This window comes from Sphingomonas sp. (assembly GCF_035758555.1).
Lineage (GTDB): Bacteria > Pseudomonadota > Alphaproteobacteria > Sphingomonadales > Sphingomonadaceae > Sphingomonas_B.
The window spans coordinates 1-11,411 of the sequence record NZ_DASTXI010000222.1 but is presented as its reverse complement, the minus strand read 5'-3'; the positions used below and the strand labels follow the sequence as shown (position 1 = coordinate 11,411).

9 protein-coding genes are annotated in these 11,411 nt (G+C 67.7%); all 9 read right to left on the bottom strand.

What is annotated here, in order from left to right; translation table 11 throughout:
• Positions 1-1,974 (bottom strand): heavy metal translocating P-type ATPase (locus tag VFT73_RS13355; protein ID WP_326412044.1); only part of this gene is annotated, 1,974 nt, incomplete at its 3' end.
• Entirely contained in the window at positions 1,971-2,429 is a 459-nt protein-coding gene (locus VFT73_RS13350; RefSeq protein WP_326412037.1) for a FixH family protein, read from the bottom strand. The genes VFT73_RS13350 and VFT73_RS13355, both read right to left, overlap by 4 nt.
• Positions 2,426-3,898: a cytochrome c oxidase accessory protein CcoG gene (ccoG, locus tag VFT73_RS13345; RefSeq protein WP_326412029.1), complete on the bottom strand. Its 1,473-nt coding sequence runs from the start codon at positions 3,896-3,898 to the stop codon at positions 2,426-2,428. Before ccoG ends, VFT73_RS13350 begins: the two co-directional genes overlap by 4 nt.
• Positions 3,885-4,808 (bottom strand): cytochrome-c oxidase, cbb3-type subunit III, encoded by a 924-nt coding sequence (gene ccoP, locus VFT73_RS13340; RefSeq protein WP_326412023.1) that lies wholly within the window; start codon positions 4,806-4,808, stop codon positions 3,885-3,887. The genes ccoG and ccoP overlap by 14 nt, the downstream gene beginning before the upstream one ends.
• Positions 4,801-4,977, bottom strand: coding sequence for a cbb3-type cytochrome c oxidase subunit 3 (locus tag VFT73_RS13335; protein WP_326412016.1), 177 nt, complete (start codon positions 4,975-4,977; stop codon positions 4,801-4,803). Before VFT73_RS13335 ends, ccoP begins: the two co-directional genes overlap by 8 nt.
• Positions 4,974-5,708 (bottom strand): cytochrome-c oxidase, cbb3-type subunit II, encoded by a 735-nt coding sequence (gene ccoO, locus VFT73_RS13330; protein WP_326412010.1) that lies wholly within the window; start codon positions 5,706-5,708, stop codon positions 4,974-4,976. Before ccoO ends, VFT73_RS13335 begins: the two co-directional genes overlap by 4 nt.
• A 12-nt stretch (positions 5,709-5,720) precedes the next feature.
• Positions 5,721-7,406 (bottom strand): cytochrome-c oxidase, cbb3-type subunit I, encoded by a 1,686-nt coding sequence (gene ccoN / locus VFT73_RS13325; RefSeq protein WP_326412005.1) that lies wholly within the window; start codon positions 7,404-7,406, stop codon positions 5,721-5,723.
• Positions 7,407-7,572: 166 nt separating this feature from the next.
• Complete coding sequence (locus VFT73_RS13320) at positions 7,573-8,778, bottom strand: NnrS family protein (RefSeq protein ID WP_326412002.1); 1,206 nt, start codon at positions 8,776-8,778, stop codon at positions 7,573-7,575.
• 150 nt (positions 8,779-8,928) lie between these two features.
• Positions 8,929-11,151 (bottom strand): arylsulfatase, encoded by a 2,223-nt coding sequence (locus VFT73_RS13315; RefSeq protein ID WP_326411999.1) that lies wholly within the window; start codon positions 11,149-11,151, stop codon positions 8,929-8,931.
• Between the last annotated feature and the right edge of the window lie 260 nt (positions 11,152-11,411).

Below are 11,411 nucleotides of genomic sequence, written 5' to 3'. Positions count from 1 at the left end.
CGCGATCGCGAAATTCTGCCGCACGATCCGCATCGTCCGCCGCGCGACCAGGATCGTGGTGGCGATCGGGGCGAGATTGTCGCCCATGAACACCGCGTCCGCCGCCGTCTGCCCGACATCGCTCGCCGACGCTGGCGCCATCGAAGCATGGCCGGCGGCGAGCGCGGGCCCGTCGTTCAGGCCATCGCCGACCATCAGCACCTTGGCGCCAGTGGCGGCGAGCCGGTCGATCGCGGCAAGCTTGTCTTCCGGCCGCATGTCCGTCTGCGCGGCCAGATCGAGCGCCTGGGCGACAGGCGCGACCGACTCGGCCCGGTCGCCGGATGCGATCGAACCCTGGATGCCAAGGCGATCCAGGCGCGCGAGCGTGGCTTCGGCGCCGGGCCGGATCGCATCCTCAAAGCGCAGGACGCACGGCTCCAGCCCGTCCATCGCGGAGGCGACGGCCATCTGGCTGTCGGCACCGGCGGTATTGGGGCGGCCGAGCGAAACCGGTGCGCCGAGATAGCGACCGCGCATCCCGAAGCCCGGCTCCTCGCGGACCTGCTCCACTGGGGCAGGGGTGACGCCTTCCTGCTCCAGCGCAGTGCGCAGCGCGACGCTGAGCGGGTGGCGGCTGCCTTGGGCGAGAGCCAGCACGACCGGCTTCATCGCCGGCCGCAGGCTGTCGAGATCGATCGGCTGCGGGCGGCCGAGCGTCAGGGTGCCGGTCTTGTCGAACAGCGCGTGATCCACCTCTGCCAGCCGTTCGAGCGCCGAGCCGTCCTTTATCAGCACGCCCGATCGCATCAGCGTGCCGGCGGCGACGATCTGCGCGGCCGGCACGGCAAGGCCCAACGCGCAGGGGCAGGTGATGATCAGCACGGCTGCCGCGATCAGCAGCGAATGATGCCAACCCGCGCCCGCCAGCATCCAGCCGAAAAAGGACAGCAGCGCCAGCGTGTGGACCGCGGGCGCATAGAGCCGCGCCGCGCGATCGGCGATGCGGACATAGCGGGAGCGGGCCTGTCCGGCCTGCTCCATCAGCCGGGCAATGTCGGCGATCGCCGTATCCGGTCCGGCGGCGCTGATCCGCACCGTCAGCGGCGCATCCAGGTTCAGCGTGCCGGCATGCACCTTCGCGCCTTCGCCAATCGGTTGCGTGACGCTTTCGCCGGTCAGCAACGCCAGGTCGAGGCTGCTGGCGCCCGCTTCGACGACGCCGTCCGCCGCCAGCCGCTCGCCCGCTGCGACGATCATCCGCATGCCCGGCGCCAGCGTGTCGGCGGCCCGCCATTCGGTCGCCCCATCCGGCTTCAGGGTGAGCGCGCCCGGAGCGGTCCGCTTCAGCAATGCGGCGACGCCGTCGCGCGCGCGGTCACGCATCACGCTGTCCAGCACGCGACCGACGAGCAGGAAGAACAGCAGCATCACCGCGCCGTCAAAATAGGCGTGGGCGCCGCTGGTCAGCGTTTCGAACAGGCTGAGCGCCGTCACCAGCAGCACGCCGATCGAGATCGGCACGTCCATGTTGGTGCGGCCGTGGCTGATCGCGGCCCAGGCGGACCTGAAGAACGGACGGCCCGAATAGGCGACGGTCGGGATCGCTATCATCGCCGAAAGCAGGTGGAACAGGTCGCGCGTCGCGCCGGTGGCGCCGGACCAGACCGACACAGACAGCAGCATGACGTTCATCGCCGCGAAGCCGGCGACGGCGGTCGCCTTCAGTAGCGCGTGGCTTTCGGATGACGGCAGCGCATTGCCGTGGATCGGTTGCGCCTCGAAACCCAGGCTTGAGATCGCTGCCTGAAGGTCCGGAAGCCGGAGCTCCGGCGCATGGTCGATTGCGACCTGCTTGGCCGTAAAATTGACTCGCGCCGACGCGATCCCCGGCATCGGTGCGAGCCCGCTCTCCAGCTTCGAGATGCAGCCGGCGCAGCGAAGCCCGGGCACCGCGAACAGGGTGCGCATCGGGCTTTCGGTGATCGCGGTCATGACAGATTCTCGATCAGCCGCGCTTCGTGCGTGCCGCTGCGTATGGTCAGGTGGACGAGCCAGCGACCGGCCGGCAGGGCGTCGACAGAACGGAGCTGGCCGGGCCCGGCGGCGACGAAACGGAGCTGAACGTCCGCTTCCCTCCCGAGCGGATGGCGGGCAACGGCTTCGGCCGACAAGGCCGGGAGGCGCTGGCCGCCGGCCGCCAATGCAGAGATCGCCACATGCCGACTTGCATCGAGCCGGACCGTGTTGGTCCAGCCGAGCTTGTCCTGTGCGCGGGCGGCTGCGAGCCAGCGGTTGAACTCCTGGCTCGCGACATAGCTGTTGTCGACGACAGTGCCGCCGAAGGTGCGGGTGGCGTAGAACGCCATGACGACGTTGACCGCGATCACCGTGCCAAAAAAGGCGATCAGGATCGCGGTCATGTGCCAGCCGGTGAAACGCCGCGTCATTGCCCTGCCTCCGGCCGCTCGAAGCGGCTTTCCGTGCTCGCTGTCTCGGCTTCCTCGTCGAGCGATCGCACCTTGAACGAGAAGTCTTCCTTCGCCGCGCCCGTACCCGGGGCCGCGACGAACAGCTTCAGCTTGGCGACGCTGTCGGCGGGCACGTCGAGCTTCGCGGTGCGGGCGGCGGTCTCGCGGCTGCCGTCGATCGACCAGGCCTTGGCGCCCGCCAGGCCGTCCAGGCCGATCTCGACCTTGCGCGGCCGCGCTTCCATGTTGCGGACCTTGACCGTGTAGCTGTTGCGGATCTCGCCGTCCGACAGGCGGACATAGATCGGGTTGCGATCCTGCTGCGCGCTGATGTCGATCCGCGTGCGCCCCCCCAGCGCGAACAGCATCGCCAGGCCGATCGACGCCCAGACAGCGAAATAGATGATCGTGCGCGGACGGAGCACCGTCTTCCATAGCGGCTTGGGCGTTCCGCCGGCGGCTTCGACCGCGCAGTCGTCCAGCGTCGCATAGTCGATCAGGCCGCGCGGGCGACCGATCCGCGTCATCACCTTATCGCACGCGTCGATGCACAAAGCGCAGGTGATGCAGCCGACCTGCGGCCCGTTGCGGATGTCGATGCCGGTGGGGCAGACCGCGACGCACTGGTTGCAGTCGATGCAGTCGCCGACGCCCAGGCCGAGGTCTTCGAGCGTGGCTGCCTTCTTGGTGCCGCGCGCCCGCGGCTCGCCACGCCACTGCTTGTACGTGACGATCAGCGACTTCTCGTCGAGCATCGCCGACTGGATGCGCGGCCAGGGGCACATGTAGATGCACACCTGCTCGCGCATGAAGCCGCCCAGGATATAGGTCGTGGCCGCGAGCACGCCGACCGTTCCATAGGCGACGAACGCAGCCTGCCCCGTCACGAAGTCGCGGAACAGGGTCGGGGCATCCGCGAAATAGAAGATCCATGCGCCGCCGGTCGCCAGCGCGATGGCGATGAAGACAGCGTGCTTGGTCACGCGCTTCGCGATCTTCGCCGGGCCCCAGGGCGCCTTGGCGAGCCGGATCTGCGCGTTGCGGTCGCCGTCGATCCAGCGTTCGACATGCTGGTAGACGTCGGTCCAGACCGTCTGCGGGCAGGCATAGCCGCACCAGGCGCGGCCGGCGACCGAAGTCACCAGGAACAGGCCGATGCCGGCCATCACCAGCAGGCCCGTCACATAGTAGAATTCGTGCGGCCAGATCTCGATGCCGAACATGTAGAAGCGGCGGCCGGCGAGATCGATCAGCACGGCCTGGTCGGGCGCATAGGGCCCCCGGTCCCAGCGCAGCCAGGGCGTCAGATAATAGATGGTCAGCGTGACTGCCATCACCAGCCATTTCAGCCGGCGGAAGCGCCCGTCGATCTTCTGCGGATAGACGGGCTCGCGCTTGGCGTAGAGGCTCTTCTTGCCCACGCCGATCAGGTCTTCAGGGGCGGCCATTGTCTGTCGCTCCCGCGGCCGCGAGCTCGGGCTTCGGCGTCTGCTCGCCGCCGCCCAGCGAATGGACATAGGCGGCGAGCATCTTGATCGTCACCGGGTCGAGGTGGTTGCCCCAGTGCGGCATGACGCCGTAGCGGCTGTTGGCGATCGTGTGCGCGATCGAATCCGCGTCGCCGCCATACAGCCAGATCGCATCGGTCAGGTTCGGCGCACCGATCGCACGATTTCCCTTGCCGTCAGGCCCGTGGCAGGCGGTGCAGTTCTGCTCGAACAGCCGGGCGCCCCTGCGCGAAGCCGCATCGGGCTTCTGCTGGCCGGAAATGGTGCGGACATGCGCGACAAGGTCGGCGATCTGGTCGCCTTTCAGGATGCCGTCTTTCCCGAATGCCGGCATCTGCGACATGCGCGTCCCGTCATGGTCCGGCTGCCGGACGCCGTGGGTGATCGTGTACTGGATCGTGGCGATGTCGCCGCCCCACAGCCAGTCGTCGTCGTTCAGGTTCGGATAGCCCTTCGAGCCGGCCGCGCCCGATCCGTGGCACTGCGTGCACGACACCTTGAACGCGGCACGGCCGCCCTCGATCGCCGCCTGCATAAGCTGCGGCTGATCGGCGAGCCGCTCGATGGGCGTGTCCGCGATGGCGCGCATCAGCGGCGCGCGTGTGGCCCGCTGCTGCTGCAGCTCCGCTTCCAGCTGGCCGGTGCTGGTCCAGCCGAGCACGCCGGCGGTCGCGCTGTGGACGAGCGGCCAGGCCGGGTAGAGCACGACATAGACTGCCGCCCAGACGATCGAGGCATAGAAGGCCCAGAGCCACCAGCGGGGCAGCGGCGTGTTCAGTTCTTCGATGCCGTCCCACTCATGGCCCATCGTCTCGGTGCCGGTCGGCTGGTCGATACGCTTGTCAGCCATTGTCCCGCTCCTTGGCCGGGTGCTCGTCGTCGAGGATGATGCGCGCGGCGGCGCGGTTCGCCGCTCGGTTGCGAGGCAGCAGCGCCCAGCCGACCAGCACCAGATAAGTGAGGCCCATGAACACCAGGCCCCAGCTGTCCGCGAAATGGCGGAATTCGTTGTAGGTCATCGCGGCTGCTCCTGCGGAGCGGCGGCGTCGAAATCGACCAGCGTCCCCAGCATCTGCAGATAGGCGACTAGCGCGTCCATCTCCGTCAGCCGGCCGGGACTGCCGTCGAAGTCGCGGAACTGCACCTTCGGATAACGGCCCAGCAGCGCGTCGTGATCGGCGTCCGGATCGGCCTGCGCCTTCAGGTCATCATTCGCGGCAGCGATCGCAGCTTCGGAGTACGGCACGCCGACCCGTTTCAGCGCACGCAGGTCCCGGCTCATGTCGCCGGGCTTCAGGTCGCGATCGGCCAGGAAGGCATAGCTTGGCATGATCGACTGCGGCACCACGGCGCGCGGGTCCTTCAGGTGCTGCACGTGCCATTCGTCGGAATAGCGGCCGCCGACGCGCGCCAGGTCGGGCCCGGTGCGCTTCGACCCCCATTGGAACGGGTGGTCGTACATGCTTTCCGCCGCCAGGCTGTAATGGCCGTAGCGCTCCACCTCGTCGCGGAACGGGCGGATCATCTGGCTGTGGCAGGTGTAGCAGCCCTCGCGGATGTAGATGTTGCGGCCTGCCTGCTCGAGCGGCGTGTAGGGGCGCACGCCTTCGACCTTCTTCACGGTCGAATCGATCCAGAACAGCGGCGCGATCTCGACGCCGCCGCCGATCGTCACCGCGAGGAAGGCGAGCACCGCGAGCAGCGTGACGTTGCGCTCGATGCGGCCGTGGTCGAGGAATTTGGTCGCCATGGTAACGGGGTCCTATTCGGCGGCGATGGCAAGGGGTTCGTAGGAGGCCCTGGCGGGCGCAGGTCGCGCCGGCAGCGGCCGGTCCTTTGCGGGATCATATGCCGCGTCGCTCATCGGCTTTTCGGCGCGCACCTTGCCCCGGATCGTCATCCAGACGTTCCAGACCATGATCAGCGCACCGGTCAGGTACAGCGCCCCGCCCGCGGCCCGGATCACGTACATCGGGAACATCGCCGCGACGACTTCGACGAAGGAGTAGACGAGATAGCCGTCCGCTCCATACTCGCGCCACATCAGGCCCTGCATGATGCCGGCGACCCACATCGCGGCGGCGTAGAGGACGATGCCCAGCGTCGCGCACCAGAAGTGCCAGTTGACCATGCGCTGCGAATAAAGGCGCGTGCGGCCCCACAGGCGCGGCACCAGGAAATAGATGGCCGCAAAGCTGATCAGGCCGTTCCAGCCGAGCGCGCCGGCATGGACGTGGCCGATCGTCCAGTCGGTATAGTGGCTCAATGAGTTGACTGCCTTGATCGACAGCATCGGCCCTTCGAAGGTCGCCATGCCGTAGAAGGCCATCGCCATGACCATCATGCGGATGATCGGGTCGGTGCGGATCTTGTCCCACGCGCCGTTGAGGGTCATCAGGCCGTTGATCATGCCGCCCCAGCTCGGCATCCACAGCATGATCGAGAACACCATGCCCAGCGTCTGCGCCCAGTCGGGCAGCGCCGTGTAGTGAAGGTGGTGCGGACCCGCCCAGATGTAGAGGAAGATCAGCGACCAGAAGTGGATGATCGACAGCCGGTAGCTATAGACCGGCCGCTCCGCCTGCTTCGGCACGAAGTAATACATCATCGCCAGGAACGGCACGGTCAGGAAGAAGGCGACCGCGTTGTGGCCGTACCACCACTGGGTCAGCGCATCCTGCACGCCGGCAAAGGCCGAGTAGGACTTTGACCCGAACAGGCTGACCGGCATCGCCAGGTTGTTGACGACGTGCAGCAGCGCGATCGTGATGATGAACGAAAGATAGAACCAGTTTGCGACATAGATGTGCGGCTCGCGCCGCTTGGCCAGCGTCGCGACGAACACGGCCAGGTAGGCAACCCAGACGATCGTCAGCCACAGGTCGACATACCATTCCGGCTCCGCATATTCGCGGCTCTCGGTGATGCCGAGAAGATAGCCGCTCGCCGCCAGGACGATGAACAGCTGGTAGCCCCAGAACACGAAACGGGCGAGCGACGGCAGCGCCAGCCGCGTGCGGCAGGTGCGCTGCACCACGTAAAAGCTCGACGCGATCAGGATGTTGCCGCCGAATGCGAAAACGACGCCGGACGTGTGCAGCGGCCGCAGCCGCCCGAAGCTGGTATACTCGATCCCGAGGTTCAGCACCGGAAAGGCAAGCTGGAGGGCGATGTAGAGACCGGCAAGCAGGCCGACGATCGCCCAGCCGACCGTCGCGATCACGCCCCAGCGGACCGGGTCGTCGTCATAGCGGCTGTCGTCCGCCGGCCGTGCGGGGCGGCCGCTATAGTCGGCGTGCTTCAGCGTCCATGCCAGCGCCGCGAACGCCGCCAGCGCCAGAATCGCCATCTGGACGGCAAAGCCGAAATCCGCCGCCATCGCCGTCGCCGCCAGTGCCAGGATGGCCGCGGTGAGCCACCCTCCTGCCTTGAATGCTATCGTGTCCATCGCTCGATCCAACAAAGGCGGCGGCGCTTGCCCGCTGCCGATCGGGAAGGCGTTAGAAGACGCGCGACGGGCGATACATTCGGGACCTCTCCCTAAGGAGAATCCCGGAGTTGCCCTTCAGCCGTTGCGTCGAGGGGCAGGGAACTGCCCGCCGGAGATGCTGCGGTCAGGGCCGCCCGTCCGGGCGGGCGCCCAGCAGCTTGGGTCCATAGGCAAGCGCGAACAGCAGGAAGGCGCCGGCCCAGGCGGTGCCGGCGATCTCGATCGCGCGCATATAGTCGGTCGGCAGCCAAGGGGCCGTCACCCGCAGGAACGCTCCCACGGTGACAAGCGCGTAGATCGCGACGGTCCAGCCGTCGGCATGGAGCGGGCGGCCGGTGTGCCCGAGCGTCGCGCGCGTCATCACCGAGAGAGTCATCGAACCCATCGCGCCGGCGGCAAGCGCGTGAACCGCGCTGCTGACGGGGATCGCGGGCCAGAATGCGCTCGCGCCGAGCAGCAGCAGTCCGATCGGCAGCCAGGCATAGGAGACGTGCAGGATGAAAACGAGCGGGTCGCGCGCGGTCCGCAGCCCCGACCAGCGTGCCAGCCGCGCCGCATGCAGTGCGCCCGCTGCAAGCAACAGGACTGCGGTCGCCTGCGCGTCGGGGAAAGCGGCCCAGCCGAGCAGCGCAAGCGCCATGACGCCCAGCGACGCGAGATCGAAGCGGCTGGGCTGGCCGGGGAGGCCGGCCGTCCGGCCCTGCTTCGCCAGCCAGTTGCGGGTGAAGGACGGGATGATCCGGCCGCCGATCAGCCCGATCATCATCAGCACCAGGCCCAGCCCGAGCCGCCAGCCGAGCCCGCCCCAATCGATGCAGCCCAGCGCCTCGCCATGATCGATCGCATTGGCCAGGGCGAACAGCAGGATCATCACGACGATCGGCAGGTTGCGGTTCTTCGCGGCTATCACTTCGCGCGCCGCGACAAGGCCGAGGACCACGAAGAAACCGACATCGAGGAAAAAGGCGAGGATTGCTCCCGTCGTTCCCGAGAAAAGCACCGCCAGCCGCGCGATCAGCCACAGCCCCCACAGCCCCGCCAGCGGACTTCCGGAGATCGGCAGCCGACCGGTCCAGTTCGGGATCGCGGTCAGAATAAAGCCGCAGATCACCGCGCCCAGATAGCCGAACAGCATTTCGTGGCGGTGCCAGGCAAGCGGGTCGAACCGGGTCGGCAGCGCGACTGCCCCCGACAGCGCGCACACCCACAGAACGACGACGACAACGGCCCATACCGCGCCGCTCAGAAAGAACGGCCGAAAGCCGCCGCGCAGGAAGGGCGGCAAGGCCATCAGCCGCTCGTGCCGCTCGCTTGCCGAACTTGTCGTCATCGCTGTGTTTCCAGTTCTTCGATCGTCGAACGCTCCAGAATCGGGCTGCCTTCGGGTCCGGCAATTCGTGGAGGCTGCGGCATTAGAAACCTGCTCCGCGCCGGACCACTCGGTAGTTTCCCCTAAGTAGTCTCCCGGAAGCCGCGCCTCCTATTCGCGCGCGAGCGCAACGGCGGCTGCACCTTCCGCATCGGCGGGCGCTTCGTCGTCGAGCGTCACCACGACCTTGCGAAGGGCGCCGGTAAAACGGAACGGCGCCGGATAATGCGAGACCGGGCTCGACCGATCCTGGCCGATATCGAGGCCGGACCAGGAAATGAAGTTGACGAACCCGTAGCGGATCGGGCCCGAGCCCACCGGCTCCCCGTCGATCAGCAGCGTCGCGACATTGCCGCCGTCGCCCTTTTCGACGCTGACGCTGAACACATGCTCCCCCGGCCCGATCGGCCGGTCCGCGGCGACGATCTGGTGCTCGCCGACATTCTGGTCGTAAACGAGCCGCCCTTCCTTGATGTACAGGCTGTAGCCGCAGGTCGCGTCGCCATGCGCGATCAGCACGCCCTGGTCGCCGGCCTCGACCGTCGCATAGGCGTCGATGCGGAAGCTGCGGTCGCGCAGGTCGGGCGCGATGTCGGTCGGGATATGCCCCATGCCGGCGTGGAAGGTGAAGACGCGCCGATCGCCCAGCCGCCGCGCCGCATTCTCGGCAAAGCGTGGGCCGAACCGGTCGTCGAGCGGCAGCACCTGGTGCTTCTCCGCCTCCCGCCACCACAGGTCGATCATCTCCGCGAGCTTGTCCGGCCGCTCCGCCGCCAGGTTGTTCGCCTCGGAGAAATCGTCGGGCAGATAGAACAGCTCCCACTGATCGGCATCATACGGCGTGCCGGGCGGATGGAACGCGACGGCCTTCCAGCCGTCCGCGATCACGCCGCGATGGCCGAACATCTCGAAATATTGCGGACTCGTCCTGCCCGGCGCTGTGGGATCGAAAAGCGAGGCGGCGAAGCTCTCGCCCTCGATCGGCATCTGCGCCACGCCCGCGACCGTCTCGGGCGGCGCCACGCCGACCAGCTCCAGCAATGTCGGCGCCACGTCCACGGCATGGGCGAATTGGTGGCGGAGCCCGCCATGATCTCCGATCCGCTTCGGCCAGCTGACCACCAGCGGGTCGCGAATGCCGCCGCCATGCGTGTTCTGCTTGTAGCGGCGGACAGGCGTGTTCGCCGCCATCGCCCAGCCCAGCGGGAAATTGCTGTGGCTCGCGGGCCCGCCGATCTCGTCGATCCGCGCCAGCTTCTCGGCCGGGAATTCGGGCCGCTGGTTGTACGGGCCCATCGCGTTGACGAAGCCATAGACCAGCCCTTCCTGGCTCGCGCCATTGTCGGAGAGCACCAGCACCAGCGTGTCGTCGGTCAGCCCGGCCGCATCCAGCGCCGCCATCACGCGCGCGATCTGCCGGTCGGCATGGTCCAGCATTGCCGCATAGGCCCCCTGCAGCCGGCATGCGACGCGCCTGAAATCGGGGTCGAGCGCATCCCAGGGCTGCACGAAATCGTTGCGCGGCGGCAGGATCGTATCCGCCGGCACGATCCCCATCTCCTTCATCCGCGTGAGCCTTCGCTCCCGCTCCGCATCCCAGCCGTCCTGGAACAGCGCGTCGTAACGCAGGATCAGGTCGCGCGGCGCCTGATGCGGCGCATGGCAGGCGCCGAACGCCAGCCACAGCAGGAACGGCGCATCGGGCTTCGCTGCGACATGATCGGTCATGTAGCGGATCGCCTCGTCCGCCAGGTCTTCGCTCAGGTGATAGCCGCTCTCATAGGTGCCCGGCGGCGCGACCGGCGTGTTGTCGCGCACCAGCTCCGGCGCATATTGGTCGGTCTCCGCATCCATGAAGCCATAGAAATGGTCGAATCCGCGCGCGAGCGGCCAGCCGTCGAACGGCCCGGTCGGTCCGGTCTCGCCCAAGGGCGTCACGTGCCATTTGCCGACCATATAGCTGTTGTATCCATGCGGCCGCAGCATCTCCGCGATTGTGCTGGCCGCGCGCGCGATCTTGCCGCGATAGCCGGGATAGCCGCTGTCGAAATTGGCCAGGCACCCCATGCCCACCGAATGATGGTTGCGCCCGGTCAGCAGCGCCGCGCGCGTGGTCGAGCACATCGCGGTGGTATGAAAGCCGGTATATCGCAGCCCCCGCCCCGCAATCGCGTCGATCGCCGGCGTCGCGATCGGGGAGCCATAGCAGCCGAAATCGGACAGGCCGACATCGTCGAACAGGATGACCAGGATGTTGGGCGCACCCTCCGGCGGCTGCGGCCCCGACGGCCAGCTGGGCGGGTTTGGGGCGGCAAGCGGATCGCGGTTCGGCATCGCCCAAAGCTGCGCCCCGACACCCGCCGGCGCAAGCCGTTTCGGGCACGGACCGAATTTGTGCCGATCTTCGCCCGCTCGGATACCGTTTCTTCACCGGAATGGCGGTAGCTGCACGCCATGTCTGTCCCGAGACCGCTTGCGCCGTCGGTTGGGCCCTGCGGCGACCATGTCGCGCGCGGGCTGAAGCTGTTGCTCGAAGCGCATGGGCGCAGCGACACGGATGGTTTCCTCGACGGCTTCGCGGCGCTGGCAGAACT

Excerpts from the sequence above, each read along its gene's own strand:
- ccoG (WP_326412029.1), bottom strand. The coding sequence starts at position 3,898 with ATGGCCGCCCCTGAAGACCTGATCGGCGTGGGCAAGAAGAGCCTCTAC.
- VFT73_RS13320 (WP_326412002.1), bottom strand. The coding sequence starts at position 8,778 with ATGACGACAAGTTCGGCAAGCGAGCGGCACGAGCGGCTGATGGCCTTG.
- ccoP (WP_326412023.1), bottom strand. The coding sequence starts at position 4,808 with ATGGCTGACAAGCGTATCGACCAGCCGACCGGCACCGAGACGATGGGC.
- ccoO (WP_326412010.1), bottom strand. The coding sequence starts at position 5,708 with ATGGCGACCAAATTCCTCGACCACGGCCGCATCGAGCGCAACGTCACG.
- ccoN (WP_326412005.1), bottom strand. The coding sequence starts at position 7,406 with ATGGACACGATAGCATTCAAGGCAGGAGGGTGGCTCACCGCGGCCATC.
- VFT73_RS13315 (WP_326411999.1), bottom strand. The coding sequence starts at position 11,151 with ATGCCGAACCGCGATCCGCTTGCCGCCCCAAACCCGCCCAGCTGGCCG.
- VFT73_RS13335 (WP_326412016.1), bottom strand. The coding sequence starts at position 4,977 with ATGACCTACAACGAATTCCGCCATTTCGCGGACAGCTGGGGCCTGGTG.
- VFT73_RS13350 (WP_326412037.1), bottom strand. The coding sequence starts at position 2,429 with ATGACGCGGCGTTTCACCGGCTGGCACATGACCGCGATCCTGATCGCC.